Genomic DNA, 24723 nt, shown 5'->3' with positions numbered 1-24723 from the left:
TCGTTTGACAGAGCACGATAAAGCATCTCATTAATGTAGCGTTAGTTTACACGGTAACCATTCACCATTAACTATTAGCCATGGAAAAGCGCTCAACAGCATTCAGGGCTTTTTTCATGTCCATCCTATCACACCATCCTATCACACAATGAATTCGTAACATTTTCTGCATTTCATCCGACTTTTTATACAACTTAAGTTTAATAATTTAGCCAAATGTGATTTAAAAATTGCTATGGATTGCCCCATTACCTTTCATCGGTATAATTCATCATTTTGTCATATAACCTGACTACACTACCGTCACCGACGGACGATGGTTTATCGATTTTCTCAATAGGATGACGCAATTTGGGAAATTGAGATAAACCATCGTTTTTATTTTGTGTTAACGGCTGCTGTTAGAGTTTGTAAGCTTTTTTACTTGGGGCTAAGCGATGCAATAGGTCATTTAATTAGCCAATCAATTTGCCAACAGATAAGTGACAATGATGAATTTTTCCAACCTTACCACACGTTTGCTATGCGTATTATTGCTGGTTTTTTTGGTGTTTTTGGCGATGGTGTATTGGATTATTGACCAAAAAGCCAAGCCTAACGTCGCCAAACTGACCTCTCAGACTATCATTGAAACTGGCAATGAGGCGGTGAATGGTATTTTGTCGCGTGTGAGTCAAATTGATGGCATGGCAGTGACAGCGAGCCGTATGACCGGCAGTTTGCCCAAGAATGCCGATATCATCAACACCAGTGTTGGCAATTTAATGGCAAATATGGATAAAGGCATTGTCGGCGGCGGTGTGTGGTATGATCCTTTGATGTACAAACCTAACGTCGATGAAGCCGCGTTTGTTTGGCAACGCGATATGCAAGGTGTCATGCAGTCTGCCAGCCAATATCAAGCCATCAATCCTGGCTATCAAGCACCAAGCAAACTTACCGCAAATCGGGTAGCCGACCAAAAAACCCAACCACAGCTTGCCATGCCCTATTACCGTGACTGGTGGTATGTGCCTGCCGTGTATGCCAATCATGACCACTGTGTGTGGAGCCGTGCTTATATTCACCCGGCGACCAAACAGCCCGTTATGACCTGTGCCAAGGCGATTTTTAATGCGCAAAACAATGGCTTTGAAGGGGTGGTGAGTTTTGATGTGCTGCTCGGTCGTATGCAGTCGATGGTCAAAGAATGGCAACGCAAAACAGGCGGTTACGTGTTTTTGGTCGACATGAACAACAACTTTTTGACTTTCCCCAATGAAGCCCAAGTCAAACAAGTGACTGCTACTAACCCGCAAGGCGAAATGATGGACGTCAATAGTTTTGCCAAGAAAAACCCTGATTTTGCCCCCATTGCCAAAAGCTTAGACAACATCAATGACAACATCATCAAGCAAGCGCAAAAAATAGACGGTGGTAAATTTGATTTTACCGCCAATACGCTAGTAAGTAGTACCAACCTACAAAAAATCTCTCCCTCAGAGGCACGCATCATTTCAGCCATGCTAATGACCCAAAGCGGGCAAAATGAAAATCTCAACGCTACCCATTTTGTCGAAAAAGTCAGCTTAGACAACGATTTATTACTCAAAACCCCTTCCACAGCGTTTATTTTTGCCATGCCGATGACCAATTGGAAAATGGTCATCGTCAAACCCAATCAAGAACTGATGTTATTTGCCAATCAGCTAGGTAAACAGTTGCAATGGTATATGCTATTGGGTTTCTTACCGGTACTGCTATTAAGTGGTTATATTTTCCACCGTATTTTGGCGGTACCGCTGCACCAAGTCGCTCGTAACGTCCGTGAAATCGGTCAGTTGATTGCACAAAAAAAATATCTGTCACTGCGTGAGCACAAATTGCCACCGGCAAACATTCAAGAAATTGGCGTGATTACTGACTCGATGAACCAGCTGGTTGATCGGGTGGTCGAGAACGAAGGCGCATTAGCAAAAGTCAATGAACGCTTAGAGCAGCAAGTGGTGGAGCGTACCGAAAACTTACACCAAGCGTTAAAAGATTTAAAAGCCTCTCAAGTGCAGTTGGTACAATCAGAGAAAATGGCAACCATCGGTCAAATGGTCGCAGGTGTTGCCCATGAAGTGAACACGCCATTGGGCTATGTGGGTAGTAACTTAGAGTTGATTGATGAAAATATCGTACGTTATGACGAATTGATTGACCATACCCAGCAGCTCAAACAGCTGATGCAAGCGTCGCCGACTGATACAGCAACCATCAACCAAACCATTGAACAAACCATTGCTTGCAGTGATGAATTGGTCGCCGATGCGGTGAGTGATGATTTGCATGGATTGGTGGATGATGCCAAATTTGGGGTAAGCCAAATCTCAGAATTGGTCGTCAATTTACGTGATTTTTCTCGCATCGACCAAGCCAAAATCAAAGCCGTCGATATCAACGACTGTATCAAAAACTCCCTAGTCATTGCCCGTAACAATATCAAGCATTTAGAGGTGATAACTGAGTTAAATGCTATCGAACCGGTTAGTTGTAACCCATCCCAGATTAACCAAGTGCTGCTAAACCTATTTAATAACGCGGCACAAGCGATGGGGCAAACTCAGCACCCTACATTACACATTACTAGCACAGAAGATGCCGCTAACGTGTATATCAGTGTGGCGGACAACGGTACTGGGATGAGCGCTGAGACCCAAGCCAAGATTTTTGAACCATTTTTTACCACCAAAGCGGCAGGCGAAGGTACGGGATTGGGTCTTGCTATTTCGACCCAAATCATGCAGCAGCATAACGGCGATATTCATGTGCAATCACAACTTGGCGAAGGCACGACATTTACCATTAGATTGCCCAAAACAGCGATTAGCAGCGAGCAATCACCCAAGCTTTTAATCGCAGAAGAAAGCTAGTGCTAATGTTAGATAACCGATGGCTGACAGGCACGCTGCTCAGCCATATACAAGCCACGCTTGATTGTAGTCAACCTTAATTGTAGTCAACCTTGATTTTAGTCAACATACCTAAGTGACATGACCATGATAACGACTGTAACCAAACCCAAAATCGCCTTTATCGATGATGAAGACCGCATTCTACGCAGCCTAAAAATGCATTTTCGCGCCACCCATGATGTGTTTACCACCACCGAGCCCGATGAGCTACTAAGCTATGTGCAAAATAACGAGGTCCAAGTGGTGATTAGCGACCAACGCATGCCAAAAAAACTGGGTGTCGAAGTACTAAAAGAGGTCAAAGACATATCACCCCATACTATCCGCATCTTATTGACCGGCTATGCAGACTTAACTGCGGTAATTGATTCCATCAACGAAGGGGAGATTTTTCGCTATATCACCAAACCTTGGCAGACGGATGAGCTTAAAAATATCGTCAATCAAGCCACCCAAATCGCGCTGCAAACCAAAGATGTATTCAAAGAAAATCTGCATGTCGCTCAGCCAACCATCGCCAAACGCAAAGTGTTGGTGATCGATGACAGTGAGATGGTATATTTACAGATGCAGCAAAAATTCACCCAGTTTGAAACGCACTGGGCAAATTCATTAGAAAAAGCGATTGAGTTACTTGAAAATGACCGTTTTGGCGTGGCCATCACCGATGTGTCCTTGGGTGGCGAGAACATTTCACCCGTGATCTATGCGTTAAAACAAAGTTTTCCAGATTTAGCGGTATTGGTACTCACCTCACTCAACGATAGCCACACCTTAATCGACTTGATCAATAAAGGGCAAGTATATCGCTACCTGCCGCGTCCCAGTAATTTGTTGTTACTCGAAATCAGTATTCAGCGCGCTTATGATTATCACGAAACCTTAGTCAATCAACCAAAATTACAAGCGCGACATGTCGTTGATGCGGTCACTGAAGTTGAAACGCGTAGTTTTGGTAATAAAGTCAAAAAATTCTTATCACGCTTTGGTATTGGTAAATCGCGCTTTGCCTAGCTTAAAATCTAGTGGGTAAGATAACAGGTTCAAAGCGTCGCATTTGAGCCGTCTGAATCAATAAATGTTAGCCATAAAAAAACCGCCCAGAGTCACGACTTAGGCGGTTTTTGAGCGGTTTTTAATAGCCGATGATTAAGCTGTTTGCTCGTACACTGGGTGTTTGGCGCAAATTGCTTGGACTTTTTCACGCACTTCGCCGATAACTTTTTCATCACCGCGGCTATCGAGCACATCACAAATCCAGCCAGCCAATTCTCTTACTTCCGCTTCACCAAACCCACGGGTAGTGACTGCGGGCGTACCAATACGCACCCCAGAAGTCACAAACGGTGATTTAGGGTCATTTGGTACCGCGTTTTTGTTGACGGTGATGTGAGCATCACCCAACCATTTATCCGCTTCTTTACCGGTGATTTCTTGTTTGATTAAGCTAATCAGCATTAAGTGGTTTTCTGTGCCGCCTGAGACAATGTCATAACCACGCGACATGATGACATCTGCCATGGCTTTGGCGTTTTTAACCACTTGTTTTTGGTAGGCTTTGAAATCTTCGCCTAACGCTTCTTTAAAACACACCGCTTTACCTGCAATCGCGTGCATCAATGGACCACCTTGGTTGCCAGGGAACACGGCAGAGTTGAGTTTTTTCTCAATCTCTGGGTTGGCTTTTGCTAAGATTAAGCCTGAACGTGGACCGCGTAGGGTTTTGTGGGTGGTGGTGGTAGTAACGTCAGCGATTTGCACAGGGCTTGGATAAACACCTGCAGCAACCAGTCCTGCCACGTGTGCCATATCGACCATCAAGTATGCGCCAACGCTGTCTGCGATGTCACGGAATTTTTGCCAATCAACCACTTGGCTATAAGCAGAAAAACCCGCGATAATCATTTTGGGTTGGTGTTCTTTGGCTAGGCGTTCGACTTCATCATAGTCGATGATGCCTGTTTCTTTGTTTAAGCCATATTGTACGGCTTTATAGTTGATACCAGAAAAGTTTACATGCGCACCATGCGTCAAGTGACCGCCATCGGCAAGGCTCATGCCAAGTACCGTGTCACCCGCTTTTAATAAGGCTAAAAATACCGCGCTGTTGGCTTGGCTACCGGCGTGTGGCTGTACGTTAGCATAGTCTGCGCCAAACAATTCTTTGGCACGGTCAATCGCCAATTGCTCGACCACATCAACATATTCACAGCCACCATAATAACGTTTGCCTGGATAACCTTCAGCATATTTATTGGTCAATTGGCTACCTTGCGCTTCCATCACCGCTGGTGAACAGTAGTTTTCTGAAGCAATCAGTTCAATATGGTCTTCTTGACGTTTGGCTTCATTGTCCATCGCTTGGGCAAGTTCAGCGTCAAACTGGTGAATAGTGACATTTTTAAACATGGCAATTTCCTTTTAAGTGAGTCAAAAAATGGGCGGATAAAACCGAAAAATATGGCTTAGTTTAGCATGGTTTGGTTTTTTTTAGTGAATAATCCAGCCATTTGGCGCAATTTGTCGCATTATTCAAGATTATTTTCAAATGCGGGCAAAAAAGTCTCACTAATCAAAAAATGCCTGCCTTGCCACTGGTAAAGGGTGGTGCGCCGCCAGCCTTGCGCTGTCAAATCAATCCAGCGGTTTGTCATCGTGGCGCCATGCCGACGAAACAGTAGATAGCCAATCGGTGTTGTACCCAGATTCGCCAGTTTTCGCGCATTACCAATGAGACTGGCAAACGGAAATACGGACCGCGCCATCACCCACGCCTCTTGATTAGGCTTGCCAAATAATAAGGCTTCGCGCACCCATGCCGATTGGCTCACACCAAGCGGTAACTGCAATTGGCGCTTTTCGCTCAGGGACAAGGTTTGCCGTCCTTCAAACGTCGGCTGTACGATGAGTCTATGCTGAGATAAGGCTTCAAATTTGGCGGTAAGCGACCCTGTTGACGTCAGCCAAGGGATGAGTTTCGGCGGTATCTGCTGTTTATGTGCCGCACTCAAATGCGCGCCAGCCAGGTTTAGGTTTAAACCAACATTTATCATTATTTTTTCAAAAACTCATTATCAGGTATTGTGCCGCGCGCGGCAACATCACCAAAAAATTGGCTTTTATAGGTGTCATTAAAAGGTAACGCGGTCATCGCATCGGCTTGGTACGCCAATATAGCGTGCTGTTCGTCTTGGCAAAACTGGGCAATGGCAGGGGCAAACACCTTGTCATAGACACGGTGTAGCGAATGAGTCAACACCGGATAAAAGCCGCGAATCAACTTGTGCTCCCCTTGGGTACCAGGGTCAAAGTAGCGCAAGCCTTGCTTGATAGCAAACTCAATGCCTTGGTAATAACAGAGCTCAAAATGTAAACAATCATATTCTTCTAGGCAGCCCCAATAGCGACCATATAACGTGCTGATAGCGGCATCGCCATCGAAAAAAAACAAACTACAAGCCACGATATCACCGTGCGCGTTATGCGCTTGAGCGAGCATCAGCTTGTCTGCCATCGTCTGCCCAAGCTGCTTAAAAAATGCTAAATTCAAATACGGCTGCCGTCCTCTCACCAGATAGGTCATGGCATAGCATTGGTAAAAAACTGCCCAATCCGCCTCGGTGATATCGTCACCGATTTTAACCTGACAACTTAAATTTTGTTTGAGTACTTTTTGGCGTTCCACCTTAATTGACTTGCGTTTCTTGGCAGTTAATGTTGCCAAAAACTCATCAAAACTTGCGAATTTTTTATCCTGTAGGTTGCGATTTTGCCATAAAAACTGACAGCTTAGCCTCTCGCAAAGATTGGGCATATTGTGCAACGCTTGGACATTTTTTTGGGAAAAAAACAGTCCGTGCCAAGTGGATGCTTGATAGCGACTCGCCAATTCATCAATCGCTTGTAGTAAGGTCTGATACAGTGGCGCGGTTAATGACTTGCCTTGTGCCACCCAAATCCGCTCGCCGGTGACGGGGGTAAAGGGCACGCTTGTCACCAATCTAGGATAATAATTTCTACCATAGCGCTCAAAGGCTTCTGCCCAGCTAAAATCAAACACATATTCGCCTTGGTGATGCTTTTTGATAAACACAGGCATCACGGCAATCAGTTGAGCACTGTCATCGACAATCTGCACATACTGCACCCACCAATCGCTGCGCCCGCCAATCAGCTTTGCATCTATCAGCGCTTGCCAAAAATCAAAGGACATAAAGGGCGTATTAGGCGTCTGCCACTGTGTCTGTGAGCGCCAATCAAACTCGCTGGTAAATTGATAGTGATAGGACATATGTCAGTATTATTGTAGTTGTATGAACGGATTATTATACCTTGTTTTTAGCCAAAAATACCGGCTTATCCTTTGGCACAATTTGGCACAATTTTGCAAAATATGTATGGCGTTGGGCGGTGTGGTTTATAACGGTGACTTTGTTGCAATAACCAAATTGCAATAGCCAGGATTAGCGTTTACACTGAGTAACTTATCTGCTTGATGCACTTTAAGCTTTTTTTCACTCACTTGTCATCCTCTACCATGCCGACACTGATTTTATTTAACAAACCTTATGGCGTACTTAGCCAATTTCGCAGCGATGACAATAACAACTTTGCGACGCTCAGCGATTATTTTAGCGACAAAAGCTTACGCGTTGCAGGGCGATTAGATGCCACTTCCGAAGGATTACTACTGCTAACCGCTGATGGGCAGGTTAATAAAGCCTTGACCCATCCACCCAAAGCCAATGCAGGCAAACAACAAGGCAAAACCTACTGGATACAGGTGGAAGGCGATGCAAGCGATGCCCAGTTACAACAACTACAAACAGGGGTGCCACTCAAAGACGGTATCACTTTACCTGCCGAAGTTGTAAGGCTAAGCGAAGCACAAATTGCCGAGCATATTTGGCAAGCGTCTGACAAGATTGCCAAACGCAAAGTCACCACGTGGCTAGCCATCACCATTTTTGAAGGTAAAAATCGTCAAGTACGTCGCATGGCGGCCCATGTGGGACTGCCTTGTCTGCGGCTGATTCGCATGGCATCAAGTGGCTTTAGCTTGGGGAATTTAGAGGTTGGCGCATCCACACAAATACCGCTATCACCTGCCGATTTAAAGCGACTGGGTGTCCAACCTTTATCCACAGCAACGACAACGCCACAATCGCGCAAAAAACCTCGCGTGTTAACGCCTAAATCGCTACAATCAAAGCACCCAACAAGCCGACGTAGGCAGCCATGAGCAGGCAGCCGTGAGTAGACAGATATAAGGAAACCGCTATGAGAAAACAGCCATGATCGGTTACATCTATCGTTTTTTTCAAAGCCGCCCTCGTCTACTGTTAGGATTTGCCACCATGGTGGTGGTGTATTTTGGACTATCGACGCTGGTTGGTCTATTGCCCAAAGATTGGACGTTGGCGGTAGCCTACGATAAATTGAAGTTTGTGACGCAATTTTTGCTGGCTTGGAATATCGGACTTTGGGTGTATCTACTGGCTATTTTTCGGATGATGTATAAAGCCGATCGAAATGCAATTTTGGATAAAGCCCATGCTGAAGACGAAGGCACGGTGTTAATGCTGATTTTGGTTTTTGTCACAGCCATTGTCAGTATGCTAGCGATTGTCGTAGAGTTGGGCGCGAGCAAGGACGCCAAAGGCGCTTTGATGCTGTTTCATATCGCGCTCACCGCCATGACGATTTTGACGGCCTGGCTGTTTATTCATACCATGTTTGCTATTCATTACACCCACGAGTATTTCTTGCTTAAAGAAGAAAAAAACGCAGAAATGCTAGATTTTCCTAACGATGATGACCCCGCCTACTGGGATTTTTTATATTTTTCCTACATCATTGGTACATCTGGTCAAACAGCGGATGTCGCCTTCAACACCCAGCAAAGTCGGATCATCGGTACCATCCATTGTGTGTTATCATTTTTCTTTAATACCGCAATTTTAGCCTCATTAATCAATATGTCAGCGGGTCTAATCGGTTAAATAAGTCTGCTAAATAAATCAGTCCAATAAGTCAGCTAAATGAGTCGGTCAATTCAAGTGAATACATCGTCAAAATCGCTTGCTGTATGAGGTATACTATCCTCGTTTTAACATAAAGTGATAGGACTGTCATATCCCACTACGCTAATATCTCGCTACTTTATAACTAGGAAATTGTATGATCGCACAATATTTGATGGTCGATAACGCCCTGCTCGAGCAACTGCAAAATGCCACTGATACAGCGCGAACGGCGTTACTTGAAAGTATGAGTGAGCAGCCTCAAGCGCAATTGGTAGATTTGGGCAAACTGTGGGACATTATCCATTTTGTGTTAACTAAACACAGTGCCACCCAACCTGTACCTGATGAGCCTGTTAGTGAGTTTGTGGTGGGTGTGGAAACCTTTAGTGACAGTGAAGACGCCGATTTCATTGCTTTTACCCCGTGGGCACATATTGTCGAAATCGTCGATGCACTAGAACAAATTAACTTTAAAAAACGCTTAGAAAAAGTCTCGATGAAGTCACTACGTGAGCAGGCTATTTTTCCACCCAATATTTGGCAAGACAAAAAGGAACACTTGGATAAAGAATTGCTGGCTTCATATAATGAGTTATTGGCGTTTTATAATGACGCCTTAGACCATGGCAATAATATTGTGGTGAGTATTTTATAACGTCGATATAGTCCTTTTTTCATTTTTTGAACCAAAAAAGCACCTTATAAAAGGTGCTTTTTTTATCAATTCACTGATGAACATATCATCTAGCTTGACTTAATTAGTTAACCGACTGATTAGTTAACTGACTGGGGTGCAAGAATAGTCATCTCTACACGGCGGTTTGGTTCATAGCTTGAGCCAAATTGTGTTGTCGCACCGCGACCAATAGCGCTGATACGGTTACTAGAGATGCCACGATTGACTAAGTAATTAGCGACTGCTGATGCACGGCGTTGTGATAACTCTTGGTTTCTATTTGCATCACCTTCCACTGAGGCGTAACCATTTACTTGAATGTTAGTTTGGTTATAATCACGTAGTGTGGTAGCTACTTTGTCTAACGTATTATAGAAGTTAGGTAGAATAGTAGAATCACCAACGCGGAAAGTTATCGCTTCTGGGATAGACAAGTTAATGTTATTAGTCACTGGGTCACGCGTTACCGTCACGCCAGAACCTGCGGTTTCTGCACGAAGTTTTGCTTCTTGTTGCTGCATGTAGTAACCCACGCCTGCACCTAGTACACCACCGATTGCCGCATCACGACCGGTTTTTTCACCGCCCGTTGCTTTTGAAATACCCGCGCCTGCGGCTGCCCCTAATAGACCCCCCATAAGCGCTTTATTGTCGGTAATGCCTGTTGTTGTCGTACCAGTTGGCGTTGTTGCACAACCTGTTAAGATAACACCTGATGCTAAAGTAGCTGCTAATAATTTAGTACGCATGAGTAATCTCCTTTGAATTCCTCTAGTTATAATTACTTAGTTATAATTGTCACGCACCAACTTGTTGTTTTTATCTCATTTGCCAGATAAACCTGACAACACTCAGTTGCTTTGTGATTGAGCTCATTATGCAATAAACTTTTTCGTTATATGTAATGATTTGTCTTAAGGATGTTGTAGGATGGCATAATTTGTTACAAAATATTTTCAAGTATTCATTATCTATATTATTTATTTTTATATATTAAATGCTTTGTGATTTTGTTGAAAACTATGCTGCATAGTCAACCTATCATCTACAGATTATTCAATAACTTGTTAATTTTTAATAAAAATTTTTGACAATTAACTTTACTGGGATTTATAGCGTAGCATCGTTAAACTCGAAAGATTTGTGCTTGCCAGTGTATAAAAATTTATTAGTGAACATTTTTGACGTTTGCTAAACTAACACTTATTTTTACAATTAACGAAGCCAAATTAATGAAGCCAAGTATTTTTTCTTATGTCTCATTCAAATAAGCTTTTTTGAATAAGCTTTGTGGGAGCCAAATATGACAAATAACAATAAACCATCATTGCTCAAAAACACGTTCAACAAACTGCGTAAAACATCATTACCTTTGGCGCAAAACGCCAGCTTAGCGGTGGCGGCAGGCACCATTACCGGCAATTCAGTGCTGTTTAGTCTACCGCTTTGGGCGATGGGCGCGGTAAAAACATTAACGGGTCATACATTGGCAGATAAATCCGTGTTAAAAATAGCCAATCACTGGATCAATACCAACAATCGCTTGATTGAAAATATCCTGCCCGATATTGATTTTCGCGTCAACCTGCCTGATGACTTGTCGGTCAATGGCAAATATATTTTGCTGAGCAATCACCAATCGTGGGTCGACACCACTGTCATTCAATACATCAGTGAAAACCGACTGCCGTTAACGCGATTTTTTGCCAAATACGAGCTACTGTATATCCCAATTGTGGGGCAAGCGTTTTATTTTTTAGATTTTCCGATGATGAAACGCTACTCGAAAACAGCGATTGCTAAAAATCCAGCGCTAGAAGACCGCGATATCATCGAAGCCAAACGCGCTTGTCAAAACTTACTCGACAAGCCTTTTACCTTACTTAACTTTATCGAAGGCACGCGGTTTACCCAAAAAAAACATGACTTGCAACAATCGCCGTATCAACATTTGCTAAAACCCAAAGCGGGCGGCATTGCACTTGCATTGGGTGCGTTAGGTGACGATTTAGACGCGGTGCTTGACATGACGATTGTGTATCCTGACGGTATTCCTAGCTATCAGGATTTGTGGCAAGGTAATATCAAACGCATCGGGGTGGATATTCAAAAAATTGCATTGCCAGATGATTTGCTACAGCGCCTCATGGATGGCAAATACCAACAGGATGAGCAAACCAAAATAGATATGTACCGTTGGCTTGATGGCTTGTGGCAGCAAAAAGATCAACGTATCCAAGCCATGCTCGATGATTTTACCCGTCATCCCTAGCAACACATTATTAGCGACACATGACTAATGACATATCACTAGTGACACTACTAGTTAAAATCTCAGGTGAGTCATGCAAGGCATGACTTACCTGCCTTGTTCTCACTCACATTTTTTGCGGTATTGACCCCATTTTGAGCACTTTTTTATGCCAACTGCTAATTTAGACCCAAAATCCAGCCCAACGCCAAGCTCGAATATTAGCCAACCGCTCGCTGCTCACCCTGCCAAACCCAGTCGTTGGCAGTTAGCCTACGATACCATCATGATGGTTGCCATCGTGTTGGACTTGCTGCTGATGGGGTTTGACGCTTTGATGCTAAGTAGCTTTATGGCAAAAATAGCAAGTTGGCTGGGGTTTCTTGACAGTATCATCAGTTATCAGCAAGGATGGCACGAGCCGCTCAAAGTGGCAGGGGGTCTATTTACCATCTTTTTGATAGCCGAGCTTTTGGTTCGCTGGTTGATTGCCATCGCCCAAAAACGCTATTACCGCTGGTTTTTCTTTCCATTCGTGCATTGGTATGAAGTGTTGGGCTGTGCACCGCAGCTGCGCGCATTACGACTGCTGCGCGTTGGCGTGATTGGTTATCGTCTGCATGAACTGGGCTACAAAGTTTTGCCCGCCAGTTGGCTTGCGACGATCAAATTTTATTATCAAATGATTATGGAAGAGATTTCTGATCGGGTGATTTTAACTGCGATTGACAATATCCGCACCGAAATAAGCAACACCGATGGGCATTTGGTCAAAAACATCATCGACAAGCATCGAGATGACATACAAAAAGTCATTGTCGAAGTGCTGCAGCAAGAGGCCACACCGTTATTACAATCCACACCCGCCCATCCTGCCATCTTTGCCAAACCTTTGGCAGAACAAGTAGGCGTAGCCATTCAGCAAGCGCTAACCGATACGCCCGAGCTGCATCGTATATTACGATTGATACCGATTGCCGGTAGTCTGATAGAAAGCCAAATGCACAGCATCGGGCAACACATTGGGGAAAATCTGACATTAAGCTTGACCACCAACCTTACCAAACCGCAAACGCTCACGCTGATGTATGAAGAAATCGCCAAAAGCTTGGTACAAATTGACGTCACTAGCCCTGCGCTAGAAAAATTAGTTAGCGATATTATTGATGATAGTTTGACGTCACTTGCCAACCAAGTTCGCATTCAACAATGGAAGCACCAAATACGCTGATTGCATCCACCAATTTTGCTGGCCGATAGCCGCTATTCAACCCTTTTTTATCGCCCTACTACAGCTTTGGTTGCCAAACAATAAATAGCGCAGTGAATGGTTGTTGTTTTAAATAATACTTGCTAATATGCGGTATGAATCGATTTTGATGTATAAAAAGTTATTATAAAAAGGTTTTTCATGACACAGCCCGCTGCCCTTGACTTGACCCAAGATAGTTCATCACAAAAATTACAAAGTCTACCTAACCTATCCGAGCAGGGTTCACCGCAAAGTCAGCAGCCAGCCAACCCATTACCCACCGACCCTGTAGCCACTAGCGTGAAACTTACGGGCAGACTCCTCAACTTTACCCGCCTAAATATTGAAGGCAATGACATCAAAGTAATTTTGACAAAGATTGCACAAAAGCTAGGTCGTCAACGCCAGTCCAACTTACCGGTGATTGTCAGCTGTCATCACCCGTTAAATTTAGCGCAGCTTTGGGGCGGCTTATGGGCACTAGGGTTACAGCCGATTGGGTTGGTCACAGGCGCCAATGACGCCCAAGCCAATGAGCTTCGCATTGCCATTTTTCCAGCAGATGGGCAGCGCATTGACGGCAAAGCACCAAAAAATGTGGCGACGGGTAGAGAGCGAAAATCAGACAGCACAAAAAGTAACCCATCCTCTCAACACGTGGCGCAGCCCCCTACCCAATCACCCGCATCCGACAGTCAAGTGACTGAGCGACAAAATCAAACCGCTAATGATATCGCAGCCAATAATACCGCAAGCAATGAGACCACAATCAATGAGACCGCAGCTGCACCTGAAAAATTTGTCGCCTCACCGCATCACCAATCGCAGCCTGAAGGCGATTTGGTGCATACTCAAATGCTGCGCTCCGGTCAAAGTATCAATCATGTAGGCGGTGACGTGATTTTGACCAAAGGCATCAATGCCGGCGCGGAAGCGATTACCGATTATAGCTTACACGTGTATGGAAAAGCCGAAGGGCGATTGGTCGCAGGGGCGACGGGCGACACCAACGCTAAAATATTCTGTTTACGTTTTAACCCGTCACTGGTGTCAGTTGCGGGCACTTATTGCCTAAAAGAAAATATTCCCATTGAGTATTTGGATAAAGCGGTACAAGTCAGCTACCTTGATGGTCAAGGCTTGGTCTTTGAATTGATGGAATAACAATCACCTAAACAACCACTTATACCATAATCTATGCAAAAATCGCCAATCTCTCGATTAACTTCGAAAAGTTTTTTATGCTAAACTAGTCCAATTAACCAAATTTGGGCTAACTAAAATTTAAGCCTTAACTTTTAACGATTTACGTTAATTTATATCCATATTTTTCAAACCAGTTTAGCGTGAATGTGTGTATGGCTTGATGATTAACCAATACAGCCTCACTGACACCGTGCTATGAATAGGAGTATGCCAAAGTGGCAAAAATCGTTGTTGTAACTTCAGGAAAAGGCGGGGTAGGCAAAACCACCACTAGCGCCTCTTTCGCTACAGGTCTAGCCCTTCGCGGCTTTAAAACTGTAGTGATTGACTTTGACGTGGGTCTTAGAAATCTTGACCTCATTATGGGCTGCGAAAACCGTATCGTGTATGACTTTGTTGATGTTATCTCAGGGAACGCGCGCCTGTCACAAGCTTTGGTAAAAGACAAACAGCTCAATAATTTGTTTATCTTACCTGCCAGCCAAACCCGCGACAAAGACGCCTTGACAGATGAAGGAGTCGCCGAAGTCATTAATGAGTTAGCCAAACAATTTGACTACATCGTGTGTGACTCGCCCGCTGGTATCGAGCGCGGTGCCCAGCTCGCTATGTACCATGCCGATGAAGCCATCATCGTGACCAACCCAGAAATCTCGTCGGTGCGTGACTCAGACCGTATCATCGGTATTTTGCAAAGCCGTACTAAAAAAGTTGAAGAAGGTACAGGCGTGGTACGTGAGCACTTGGTCATCAACCGCTACAACGCTGAGCGTGCTGAGCGCGGCGAGATGATGGATATCAACAGCATCTCTAATGATATCCTAAAAGTGCCGCTACTTGGCGTGATTCCTGAAAGCAATAGCGTACTTGAGGCATCAAACCAAGGTGTGCCTGTGGTGCTAGATCAAAATTCAAAAGCCGGTCAAACTTATGATGACATGGTCGCTCGTTTCTTGGGGGAAGAACGTCCCTATCGCCATATCGAGGTGAAGAAGAAAAGCTTCCTACAGCGCTGGTTTGGAGGTTAGGCTATGGGATTTTGGAGTAATTTATTTGGCGGTGAGCAAAAGTCAAACAGTGCCAATACTGCCGCAGAGCGCCTAAAGGTCATCGTTGCTAGCGAAAACCGCTTGCACAATCGGTTAACCCCAGAGCGTATCGAAAAAATGAAACGTGAGATTTTGGCAGTGGTCAATACCTACGTGTCAGGTGTCAACATTGATGACGTCAATATTCAGCATCACAATGAAGCGAATATGGAAGTGTTGGAGATGAATATCAGCTTGCCTGATAGTACACGCCAATAATTCATGTTGCGCTTAATCTAGATTGTTTTTAATCTAGGTTGCATTGAAAAAATTGTGACTAAAAAGCCCATGATGACATGGGCTTTTTTATACTATGGGCTGACTTAGCGCATACGGCGAATTAAATGGTCTTTTTGGATAAATTGGTGATACAGCGCGCCGATGATATGCAAGGCTGTGAACACCAGCAACAACGTCCACAACAGATTTTTATGAATTTTTTCTAACGTGCCTGACAAATCACTGTTTTCACTGACAAAGGCTGGGATATCAAATAGCCCAAACATACTCACCCCTTCCCCATCAAACATGACAGAAAACCAGCCCGCCAAAGGCATGGCAAGTAAAATCAAGTACAGTGCCAAATGGGTTAAATGCGATAGTTTATTTTGCCATTTTGGCATCGGTACATCGGCGGGGGCTTTGGTGACAAAACGATTGATAATACGACCTACTGTCCAAAATAACACACTGAGTCCAAACGCTTTATGCAAATCAAAATAGGTAAAGTCAGTTGCATCTTCATTAAGCTCAATCATTGCCCAAGTCGCAATCAACAATACCACACTAATCCAATGGAAAATACGTGACGATAGCGACCATTTGTTGATACCGTGTGGGGCAATCGGCTGTGGCGCTTCATTTGCAGGAAATAATGCCATAATGGATTTTACCTTATCATGATTTGTTTTGGGTTATTCTAGCAATGTTTGGGCAAAATAAAAGTAACAGACTGTTGGCAAAATAGCACAAAGGCGGACTGCGTCTAACTATCTAAATCCACCAAGAAATGCGAGAGCTTGTCCAAATCTGGCACCACACATAGCTCACCTGCCAACATGACTGGCTGAAAAATATAGTCCTGCTGTAAGCTATAGTCTGCCAAATTCGGTGCGCGTGAGCGCTCGACGACCTCATCATCTGGCGCGTTTAAGGCGGCTAATAAGTCAGGGTAGTGAGTCGCTAATTCAGCTTGGTAAGTGGCGTCATCAGCGTCTTTGAGATCAGCAATACGCACAGAATGAAAAGTCACTTCGCCATGAATCTGCAAGGCAATCCGATGGATATCGGTGACGCTTTCTAACACCACTAAGTGGGTGGGCTTATCATCTTTTGGCAACAAGTGATACACCGGCACTTCTTGACCGCGCCAAATATAATTCCAGATGCGCTCATCATAGTTATCAATGCTCAAAATCAAAGCTTGCGGCACAATCCAGTCAGGCGAACTGCTAGAAGGAATTCGAGCAATGGTTAATTGACCTGTGGTGATACTTAGGACGCCTACATCCTCATCTTGCTTAAAATAACGGTTTAAATCGTTTGCCATAGCCTGCTCATTTACTGATTAATAAGAAGTTTAGGGGTCGCTGCTAGCCTGCCGTATTAGCCACACAAGGCGATTAGCTGCTGAGCTAACTGCTTAGGGGTGCCAACAAAAGTGACTTGGTTGCTTTCAATCATGCTTTGTGGCTGGCTCGCGCAGGTGCTACTGTCAGGGGATTGCGCCCAAATAATGCTGCCATTTTTTTTGACCGTCGCTGCCACATCACTGCCATCATTGCCCATACCAGAGAACACAATAGTGATTAAATTATTGCCAAACGCTTCACTGCAGTTACGCATGACCTCACTGATTGGCGGTTTGTAACTGCCTTGCCAAGGTTTACGCTGCAAAATCACCCGTCCATTGGAATCACACACCACGCTGTGTTCAATCGGTAAAATCAAACAACGTCCTGTCAATAATTGCTGGGTATTGGTCACTATGTCACAGCGCCACTCATTGTGACGATTTAAAATTCTTGGCAAGGTGTTTAGCGTATTTTGGTTAAAGTGCTGCGCTAGTAACAGCGCCACTGGTAAATCTTCGGGCAAATTATCTAAAAATTCCTTAATGGCGAGCGGTCCGCCCATCGAGGCTGCGAGCAACACCACATATTTCCAGGGTTTGATTTCGCTCTTGGCAGCATCATAGGGCTCTAACAAATCGCTACGTTCTAGCATGTTGGCAATTTTTCGCTTGAGTTGGCGTTGCCATTTGGCATATAGCAGACTTTCATTGATATAAGGCGCAGTGACAAAGCCCAGCAGCACAACCTTAGTCAAATTGACATTCTGTTGTTTTTCAACATTTTGAATGACTGCGTAATCGTCTGGGGTATCGATTAGCCACACATCAACTTTTTGCTGAAAATGTTTTTCGAACAGCTGTGATGCTGCCAAGCATGCCACGATTTCAAATCCCCAAGAACGAATGGTATCGCTAAAGGCGAGCCGTTGCTGATTTTCCTCAGCAACGATAAAAAATCGCAGCGGTGGGTACTTTGACAGCATGAATGATTGTATCCTTTACCTGGCCAGTCGGCTTAGTCAGTTTTTGCTTGTTGGGTAAAGCGCGCTAACGTGTCTAACAGCATTTGTTCTTGGAATGGTTTACCCATGTATTCATTCACCCCGATATCAAACGCGCGTTCACGGTGTTTTTCACCGGTACGCGATGTAATCATGACAATAGGGATATGCTGGAGCCGTGAATTATGGCGAATATGGTTGGCCACTTCAAAGCCGTCCATACGTGGCATCTCAATATCCAATACAATGACTTCAGGTAGCATTTCTTGCAGTTTTTCTAGCGCATCAATACCATCTGTTGCCACTTGGGCCTCATAGCCGTGACGTTCTAGTAAGCGCGAGGTGACTTTGCGCACGGTTACTGAGTCATCCACAATCAATACCAGCGGTTTGTGCGCTCGTTTGGCCGCTTTATTGGCTTTTTGCAGCTCGACTTTGGTAATGTTGCTGACATTACGCATCAATGCCACCAAATCAAGAATGAGCATGACCGAACCATCACCCATGATGGTGGCAGAAGAAATTCCATCGATATGGGAGAGCTGACGACCGAGCGGTTTGACGACCACTTCAATACGAGAGCCTGCAATCATATCCACTTGTAGCGCCATGCGCTGACCTAAGTCAGTACGAATAATAATCACTGGCACACTGCTTGACTGGTGCGCTAGTGCATCCACCGGGTCGCTGCCATACAAAATCTGATTAAGATAGCGCAAACGATAGGCTTGTCCATCGATATTGATAATATCGGCATTCGTGGTATAAAAATTAGCAATCGCATCGATATTGACCCGCATCACACGTTCAATTTGCACCAATGGTACAGCAAAGTATTTATCCCCTGCCCTCACCATCAAGGCATCAGACACCGCAACTGTCAATGGTAGACGCATGGTAAAGCGTGAGCCTCTGCCAGGCTCAGAGTCGACGGTTACTACCCCTCCTAACTGCTTGACTTCGCTTTGTACCACGTCCATACCGACACCACGACCCGAGATTTGTGATACGGATTTGGCGGTGGATAGACCCGCGTTAAAGATATATTGCATGATATCCAGTGTCTTTAGACTGGTATCTTTGGCAGAAATCAAGCCTTGCTCAATCGCTTTTTCGCGTACGGCATTGACATTAATACCGCGTCCATCATCGGTTAAGTTGATAACGATTTCACCGCCTTCACGCAGCACTTCAAGCGTGATTAAGCCTGTTCTTGATTTACCACTTTCAATACGTTCTTGCGATTTTTCAATACCATGGTCAACGGCGTTACGTAGCATATGCTCAAGCGGCGAGGTAATACGCTCAAGGATATTACGGTCAATTTCACCTTCATCGTTTAGGATTCGCAGTTCAACAGATTTACCCAGTTCGGTGGCTATTTGACGGACGACCCGTTGCAGACGTGGCGTGATACGCGAGAATGGCACAGTACGTGAATCCATCAACCCCTCTTGCAAATCGGACTGGGTGCGTGATAACTGCAGTAGCAAGTTTTCGGTTTCACGGGTTTTATCGAGCATGGTCGTTTTGATGTCTAACAAGTCCGATGCTGATTCCGAGAGCGATTTTGACAATTGGTTGAGCGATGAATATTGGTCCATCTCTAACGGGTCAAAGTCACTTTCTAACGCATGCTCATCACCAATTTGTGACAAGATTTGAATCTCAAGCTCTGTTTCCATACGGCGTAGCTGATCTGCTAGACGCTGTACAGTTGCGCCCATCTCTTCGATATTGTTCGATAGACTTGATATACCCATCTCGATTCGCGAGCGGTTAATCGCGGACTCACCTGATAGGTTAATCATGCGCTCCATGGTACTTGCAGAAATCCTAAGTGTCTCAGCATGAAGGTTCGATTGATCTTGCTCAGATTCAAAGTTACCCGTCATCAGCGGCATGACGCTTAGGTCGCGTTGTTTGACTTCTAACGCATCTTGTCCCAAACTACTGCGATAGATATCAATTTGCTCAATTTGGCTGGCTAGGTTAGCATTGGGGATTTCTTTTAAGCTATCAGGTTTTTGCGAGAATTGTTGCAGCGCGGCAACCAACGCCACAGGCGTTTGTGGGTTAAATTTATTCTCTAATACATAAATCGCATTTGCTAACCAGTCATGACACACGGCCAATAGGTTGCCAATCATACGCGTCGCAGGTTTGCGGCGGCTGCCTAGCTCTTCGTAGATGGTTTCCATTTCGTGCGCCAACGTGGCAATCCCTTCAGCTCCGACCATTCTTGCGCCACCTTTGATGGTGTGCAATTCACGTTGCAAGGCTTGTAAGGCTGCAAGATCACTGTTATTACTACGGAATTCTTGTAGATGCTGGCTGCTGCTATCGATCAGTTCTTTGGCTTCTTCAAGATAAATTTTTAAGATATCTTCGTCAGGCTCTTGACCTTTCCAAGTCTCTAAACGACGCCCTTCAAAGTTGTTAATAATTTCTTCGATGTAGAGTGGATCATTTTTTGCAATCGCGCTATCACCCTCTTGGGCAAGTTGTTTTTGCTCCATCAACTCTTCAGGATTAGCTTCAACAATCATCGGCACTGCAAATACCAAGTCTCGACTTTGCACTGTACCAGCGATAACCTCATCAATTTGCTGGGCAAAGTCGCTGGCTTTGAAGGAGCGACTAAATTGTCGAACTTGCTTGAGCTGCGAGGCAATGGTTTCATGCAGCTTTTGCACCAATGAAGCGGTATCGGCATCACTCGCTAAAATACCTTTATCAATGGCATCATACACTTGCTCACCACGTAGCGCCATCTCGGCAATACTCGTTACCCCGAGTAGCTCTGCACCCCCTTTTAACATGTGCATATAATTAGATAGTTCTTTGGTGACCGCTAAATTGCTAAGGTTATTGAGCCATTGGTCGTAGTAATTTTGCACGTCGGGCTGAACGGTTTGCACTTCATCCAAGAAAATCTGCAATAGTTCATCATCGGTAGCAACTGGTTGGTACTCGATAGCATCCATCTCGGCTTGGTACTGATTTTTTGCCAATAATTTTCTTAAGGTTTCAATCGCCTCTTCATTGATATTGACGCGCAGTCCTGCTGCAATGGCGTCAAACATATTGATGAGCTGATTGTGTACGCCCATTAAGGCATCATAAATGGCTTCATTTTTGGCAAATTGCGGATAATCAGCGAGTTTTTTATAGGCAAACTGTAAGGTGCTTGGAATGATAAAATAGCTCAAACCTTCAGTCGCTTGCGCAAGCCTTGACGCTTGTTGTTCAAGCTGCTGGGCATAGGCAATAACTTGTTCATTCTCGCCAGCAAACCTAGCCTGTGCTTGCTGATCGGCATCGAGTAAGTCATCAATCCCAAGCGCCATCAGGTCTTTGACTGTCAGTTTTGTGCTTTCATGAGGCTCAGCATTGGCATCGGTTAGACGCTCAACCAAGTCGGCAACAATGTCATTGTTATCTTCTATAACCGTTACATCATGATGGATTTTATGCTCATCAATGTAGGTTCGCAGTAGATCTGTGGCCTCTTGCAGGGTCAATAACTGGCGAGCCGTCAGCGGCATTTCATTATGTAATAAGTCGCCCAATACTTTTTCTACCGCTGCGCTTAAGCGATAAATATTGTTTAGTTCAATCAGCGCTGCGCCACCACGCAAGGTATGAAATGCGCGTAATATGGCATCAGGCACATGCGTTGCAGGCTCACCCAAATGCTGGGTGATAAAGTTATCAATATTGACCAATAACTCGTCTGCTTCTTCAATAAATACGTCATCAGCGACATCCATTTCACTACTGATGTCACTAATGCCACTGACATCCTGTAGCGCTTGCGTTTGTGCGGTGGCGTGACCAGACGAGAGTGCCGCATCTGTGTGTGACGCACTCGGCGAGGCGGCCCCCTGCCCCATAAAGGCGGACAAGACTTGAGGGTAGCTAAAGCTGTCGCCATGTTTTTTGGCATAGCTATTAGCGACAGCTTGCCACAGTTTAATCACTGCGGGATAGTCTGTACGATTTTGGGCAAAAATCGTGATGAGCCCAGCAAATGCGTCAATGACATCAGCAACCAGATGTGAAACCCCCTCGTCTACCGCTATGGTATGATCAAGCACGCGATTGAGCATGTTTTCAATCGACCAAGCAAGCTCCCCTAGCTGATTGGCGCCAACCATACGACCTGAGCCTTTTAAGGTATGAAAGCCTCGGCGGATTTCTTTTAAGGTATCAAAATCATCGGGCTTGGCTTGCCAAGCTGCGTTAAGCGGGGCAATCGTTTCAATCACTTCATTGGCTTCTTCGATATAAATTTCTTGAATATCGGCATCGCTGACCGCATCTGTGACCGTCGTTAGCTGTTCATATTCGCGAGCCACTACCTCAGGTAAGGCTGTGGTTGATGGCGCAGTGTCACTCGCAACCTCACTGCCTTGAGCCCCATTGTCACTGTCTTTAGCCACACTAGCACTGACTGGTACAAAGCTACCTAAGCCATTGGTTTCTGGCAGACCTGTGTTAATCGGCTGCTGCTGTAATAGATTAGTCGCTTGCAACACGGTAACCGCAGGGTCGATACTTGGCGCCCGCTGCTGCTGAAAATCTTCAACCAATATCGGCAGTTTGCGATGGGTATCTTTGATAAAGCCCACTAACGCATCACTAACCGCTAAAGTACCATCTAGCACACGGTTGAGCATGTTTTCTACTGCCCAACACATCTCACCAATTTGATGAGCGCCCACCATACGACCTGAGCCTTTTAAGGTATGAAAACCTCGGCGGATATCTTTGAGCGCGACTAATTCACGAGTGTCCACTTCCCATACGGGAATTTGCTCACCCAACTCAGCGAGGACTTCTTGCGCCTCTTCAATGAAAATATCTCGGATATCTTCATCCATACTATAGTCATCAGCTTTGAGGGCTTGCCTCGCAGCCGCTAGCGCTTGCGATTCTTGCACGCCAGTCGTTTGCGTGACAGCCGTTTGCTTGATAGGCGCTTCTGAAGCCGTAGCTAGCACTTGTGTTGGTGCTTTCATATCACTGGCAATATATTCGCCTTCATCATCGTAAATCACCGTATCACTGCCAAAGAGCTTGGTTGGCGCTATCACTTCGGCGGCGGTTAATGGCATTTCGATTAAGCGATTAAGCAATAAATTGGCACGGTTAAGCTGAGTTTGGGTTTGATCCAAAAATTCTTCATTAACAGACTGATTGGATAAATAATCCAAAAATAGCTCAAAGCGGGCAAGCATGTCGGCGATGGCATCACTGGCTTCCCAGCTTAATACCTGTACCAAATTTTTATGCATACGACTAAATAATAAGCGAATCTGTTCGACCAATTCTTTGGGACGTGTTAATCCTAATGCCCCAAAAACTTGAATAGTGGCAATCAATTCGTCATTGACAGTTAATTTATTTAAATCACGGGTTTGGATATATTGATTAAACGACTGTTTGATATGTTCAATATGCACGCGCGTTTGGCGCACCGCTTCATTTTGCGGATTGCTGGCATAGGCAAAATGCTGTAAGCCAATTTGGCTATCAAGGATTTCAACCGTTGACAACAACTGGCTATGAACATCTTGCAGCTGGCGTTCTACCTGCCAACTGAGTGATGACGCCATAAAGGCATCTTGCGTCATTAAGCGCACATCATCGATAATTTGCGCCATTTGGTTTTCATAAAACACCCAACCGCGATTTGCCAAACTGTTTTTGACCGATTCAAGCAGCGGCAAAATGGTGAGGGGCTCATGCACTTGATAAATAATTTTTTCAAGTTTTTCTAATACTTGACTAAATAAATTATCAAGCGCGTCACTACTATTGATATCCAAGCTTGATAGCAGGGCTTTAGCGTCATGCGATTTATGGGTTAACGCATTGAGCGCTAATAACACATCAACTGCCAGACGCGACACGGTAATATCAGGAGTGAGAGTCAAATCATGCGTCAGCACCAATGACAGACTGTTTAATAGCGAAGCATAAGCGGTTGGCGCAGGCTGCTCATTGAGGGTTAGGTTATTGCACCACACCGCTACCAACTGCCAAAATTGACGCCAAGCAGGATTGATAGAAGCCTGGGACAAATAGCCAGCAACTTTGCTCAGCGCATCTAAATGTTTGCTGTCGTTGGTCGCGTTTTGTAGTAGTTGCAAACTGGTATAACGCCAGACTTTAAGTAATTCATCGGCTTGGGCACTGTCCCATGGGTGTTTGATGTCTGGCGTGGCTAATTGGCTTAAAAATAATAAAGTATTGTCTGTGGCAGGTTGGATGGGCTCATAAGATGACGCTATGCCAAGCAATTGCTCAAAATAAGCGATTCGGTCGTTGACCCAGTCAGTATGAATCTGCTGCTTAGCTTGTACTTGTTCAATGTCAAATTGCAACAACCTCACCGCATGGCTGATTTGACTAAAATACTGCGGGGATAAAGTCTCTTGCTGAATGGCGATAGTGGTTTTATCAAGCATTTTCGCCAGTTTTGATAAGGCTGGCTGGTTAGCAAGCGCGAGTGCACCGGTGATTTGGTGCAAATGTTGACCGATTAACTGCCACGCTGGCTGCGCGTCATGTCGTTGTAGCAACTGGTTAAGCTCACCAAATACGTCTTTTAAAACAGGCATCAACCAGTCTAAGGCGATCAAATTACGTTGTTTACTCATACCATATTCCTAGGACAACGACTGTCAAAAACGATGACGATTT

At 44.7% G+C, this 24723-nt stretch carries 18 protein-coding genes; 10 read left to right on the top strand and 8 right to left on the bottom strand.

Annotation, left to right across the window (positions count from 1 at the left end; translation table 11 throughout):
- Nucleotides 1–491 precede the first annotated feature (491 nt).
- Entirely contained in the window at nucleotides 492–2897 is a 2406-nt protein-coding gene (locus RTN07_RS08625; protein ID WP_312177427.1) for a sensor histidine kinase, read from the top strand.
- 126 nt (nucleotides 2898–3023) lie between these two features.
- Nucleotides 3024–3953 (top strand): response regulator, encoded by a 930-nt coding sequence (locus tag RTN07_RS08620; protein ID WP_312177425.1) that lies wholly within the window; start codon nucleotides 3024–3026, stop codon nucleotides 3951–3953.
- Between the two features lie 135 nt (nucleotides 3954–4088).
- On the opposite strand, the gene glyA is transcribed toward RTN07_RS08620, so the two are convergent.
- The 3 genes from glyA to RTN07_RS08605 all read right to left on the bottom strand — a co-directional run bounded on the left by glyA (nucleotide 4089) and on the right by RTN07_RS08605 (nucleotide 7230).
- Nucleotides 4089–5348 (bottom strand): serine hydroxymethyltransferase, encoded by a 1260-nt coding sequence (glyA, locus tag RTN07_RS08615; RefSeq protein WP_312177422.1) that lies wholly within the window; start codon nucleotides 5346–5348, stop codon nucleotides 4089–4091.
- Between the two features lie 119 nt (nucleotides 5349–5467).
- Nucleotides 5468–5992 (bottom strand): chorismate--pyruvate lyase family protein, encoded by a 525-nt coding sequence (locus RTN07_RS08610; RefSeq protein ID WP_312177420.1) that lies wholly within the window; start codon nucleotides 5990–5992, stop codon nucleotides 5468–5470.
- Nucleotides 5992–7230, bottom strand: a complete 1239-nt coding sequence (locus RTN07_RS08605) for a GNAT family N-acetyltransferase (RefSeq protein ID WP_312177417.1) — start codon at nucleotides 7228–7230, stop codon at nucleotides 5992–5994. The genes RTN07_RS08610 and RTN07_RS08605 overlap by 1 nt, the downstream gene beginning before the upstream one ends.
- A gap of 246 nt (nucleotides 7231–7476) precedes the next feature.
- Between RTN07_RS08605 and RTN07_RS08600 the strand changes: the two genes are divergently transcribed.
- From RTN07_RS08600 to RTN07_RS08590, 3 genes are all read left to right on the top strand, one after another.
- The gene (locus RTN07_RS08600; RefSeq protein ID WP_095356112.1) at nucleotides 7477–8181 is read left to right on the top strand and encodes a pseudouridine synthase; all 705 of its coding nucleotides are present in this window, start codon (nucleotides 7477–7479) and stop codon (nucleotides 8179–8181) included.
- Nucleotides 8182–8233: 52 nt separating this feature from the next.
- Entirely contained in the window at nucleotides 8234–8941 is a 708-nt protein-coding gene (locus RTN07_RS08595) for a DUF1345 domain-containing protein (RefSeq protein WP_040403240.1), read from the top strand.
- A 178-nt stretch (nucleotides 8942–9119) separates the two neighbouring features.
- Nucleotides 9120–9620, top strand: coding sequence for a YfbM family protein (locus tag RTN07_RS08590; RefSeq protein WP_096488434.1), 501 nt, complete (start codon nucleotides 9120–9122; stop codon nucleotides 9618–9620).
- Nucleotides 9621–9739: 119 nt separating this feature from the next.
- Here RTN07_RS08590 and RTN07_RS08585 read toward each other — a convergent pair whose 3' ends face one another.
- Nucleotides 9740–10390: an OmpA family protein gene (locus RTN07_RS08585; RefSeq protein ID WP_050324989.1), complete on the bottom strand. Its 651-nt coding sequence runs from the start codon at nucleotides 10388–10390 to the stop codon at nucleotides 9740–9742.
- 554 nt (nucleotides 10391–10944) lie between these two features.
- Here RTN07_RS08585 and RTN07_RS08580 point away from each other — a divergent pair.
- From RTN07_RS08580 to minE, 5 genes are all read left to right on the top strand, one after another.
- Nucleotides 10945–11913, top strand: a complete 969-nt coding sequence (locus RTN07_RS08580; protein ID WP_312177410.1) for an acyltransferase — start codon at nucleotides 10945–10947, stop codon at nucleotides 11911–11913.
- Between the two features lie 148 nt (nucleotides 11914–12061).
- Nucleotides 12062–13123: a hypothetical protein gene (locus RTN07_RS08575; protein ID WP_312177409.1), complete on the top strand. Its 1062-nt coding sequence runs from the start codon at nucleotides 12062–12064 to the stop codon at nucleotides 13121–13123.
- A 180-nt stretch (nucleotides 13124–13303) separates the two neighbouring features.
- The gene (gene minC, locus RTN07_RS08570; RefSeq protein WP_138018703.1) at nucleotides 13304–14308 is read left to right on the top strand and encodes a septum site-determining protein MinC; all 1005 of its coding nucleotides are present in this window, start codon (nucleotides 13304–13306) and stop codon (nucleotides 14306–14308) included.
- Nucleotides 14309–14565: 257 nt separating this feature from the next.
- A complete protein-coding gene (minD, locus tag RTN07_RS08565) occupies nucleotides 14566–15378 on the top strand; it encodes a septum site-determining protein MinD (protein WP_036592750.1) in 813 nt (270 codons plus the stop codon).
- A gap of 3 nt (nucleotides 15379–15381) precedes the next feature.
- On the top strand, nucleotides 15382–15657 hold the full coding sequence (minE, locus tag RTN07_RS08560) for a cell division topological specificity factor MinE (protein WP_007115412.1): 276 nt from the start codon (nucleotides 15382–15384) through the stop codon (nucleotides 15655–15657).
- 104 nt (nucleotides 15658–15761) lie between these two features.
- On the opposite strand, the gene RTN07_RS08555 is transcribed toward minE, so the two are convergent.
- The 4 genes from RTN07_RS08555 to RTN07_RS08540 all read right to left on the bottom strand — a co-directional run bounded on the left by RTN07_RS08555 (nucleotide 15762) and on the right by RTN07_RS08540 (nucleotide 24680).
- Nucleotides 15762–16319 (bottom strand): cytochrome b, encoded by a 558-nt coding sequence (locus RTN07_RS08555; protein ID WP_062332532.1) that lies wholly within the window; start codon nucleotides 16317–16319, stop codon nucleotides 15762–15764.
- A gap of 104 nt (nucleotides 16320–16423) precedes the next feature.
- Complete coding sequence (locus RTN07_RS08550; protein WP_065254125.1) at nucleotides 16424–16987, bottom strand: hypothetical protein; 564 nt, start codon at nucleotides 16985–16987, stop codon at nucleotides 16424–16426.
- Between the two features lie 56 nt (nucleotides 16988–17043).
- The gene (locus tag RTN07_RS08545; protein ID WP_309592894.1) at nucleotides 17044–17994 is read right to left on the bottom strand and encodes a chemotaxis protein CheB; all 951 of its coding nucleotides are present in this window, start codon (nucleotides 17992–17994) and stop codon (nucleotides 17044–17046) included.
- A 32-nt stretch (nucleotides 17995–18026) separates the two neighbouring features.
- Nucleotides 18027–24680: an Hpt domain-containing protein gene (locus tag RTN07_RS08540; RefSeq protein WP_312177403.1), complete on the bottom strand. Its 6654-nt coding sequence runs from the start codon at nucleotides 24678–24680 to the stop codon at nucleotides 18027–18029.
- Between the last annotated feature and the right edge of the window lie 43 nt (nucleotides 24681–24723).

The sequence above is a fragment of the Moraxella sp. CTOTU46934 genome, assembly GCF_031979465.1.
GTDB lineage: Bacteria > Pseudomonadota > Gammaproteobacteria > Pseudomonadales > Moraxellaceae > Faucicola > Faucicola tetraodonis.
Note: the sequence above shows the minus strand (reverse complement) of the source record. Positions and strands in the feature narration are given on the sequence as shown.

Bases quoted from the DNA above. Each gene is read 5' to 3' on its own strand.
- RTN07_RS08585 (WP_050324989.1), bottom strand. From the start codon at position 10,390: ATGCGTACTAAATTATTAGCAGCTACTTTAGCATCAGGTGTTATCTTA.
- RTN07_RS08575 (WP_312177409.1), top strand. From the start codon at position 12,062: ATGCCAACTGCTAATTTAGACCCAAAATCCAGCCCAACGCCAAGCTCG.
- RTN07_RS08620 (WP_312177425.1), top strand. From the start codon at position 3,024: ATGATAACGACTGTAACCAAACCCAAAATCGCCTTTATCGATGATGAA.
- RTN07_RS08550 (WP_065254125.1), bottom strand. From the start codon at position 16,987: ATGGCAAACGATTTAAACCGTTATTTTAAGCAAGATGAGGATGTAGGC.
- RTN07_RS08555 (WP_062332532.1), bottom strand. From the start codon at position 16,319: ATGGCATTATTTCCTGCAAATGAAGCGCCACAGCCGATTGCCCCACAC.
- glyA (WP_312177422.1), bottom strand. From the start codon at position 5,348: ATGTTTAAAAATGTCACTATTCACCAGTTTGACGCTGAACTTGCCCAA.
- RTN07_RS08595 (WP_040403240.1), top strand. From the start codon at position 8,234: ATGATCGGTTACATCTATCGTTTTTTTCAAAGCCGCCCTCGTCTACTG.
- RTN07_RS08545 (WP_309592894.1), bottom strand. From the start codon at position 17,994: ATGCTGTCAAAGTACCCACCGCTGCGATTTTTTATCGTTGCTGAGGAA.
- RTN07_RS08605 (WP_312177417.1), bottom strand. From the start codon at position 7,230: ATGTCCTATCACTATCAATTTACCAGCGAGTTTGATTGGCGCTCACAG.
- minE (WP_007115412.1), top strand. From the start codon at position 15,382: ATGGGATTTTGGAGTAATTTATTTGGCGGTGAGCAAAAGTCAAACAGT.
- RTN07_RS08600 (WP_095356112.1), top strand. From the start codon at position 7,477: ATGCCGACACTGATTTTATTTAACAAACCTTATGGCGTACTTAGCCAA.
- minC (WP_138018703.1), top strand. From the start codon at position 13,304: ATGACACAGCCCGCTGCCCTTGACTTGACCCAAGATAGTTCATCACAA.
- RTN07_RS08590 (WP_096488434.1), top strand. From the start codon at position 9,120: ATGATCGCACAATATTTGATGGTCGATAACGCCCTGCTCGAGCAACTG.
- RTN07_RS08610 (WP_312177420.1), bottom strand. From the start codon at position 5,992: ATGATAAATGTTGGTTTAAACCTAAACCTGGCTGGCGCGCATTTGAGT.
- RTN07_RS08540 (WP_312177403.1), bottom strand. From the start codon at position 24,680: ATGAGTAAACAACGTAATTTGATCGCCTTAGACTGGTTGATGCCTGTT.
- RTN07_RS08625 (WP_312177427.1), top strand. From the start codon at position 492: ATGAATTTTTCCAACCTTACCACACGTTTGCTATGCGTATTATTGCTG.
- RTN07_RS08580 (WP_312177410.1), top strand. From the start codon at position 10,945: ATGACAAATAACAATAAACCATCATTGCTCAAAAACACGTTCAACAAA.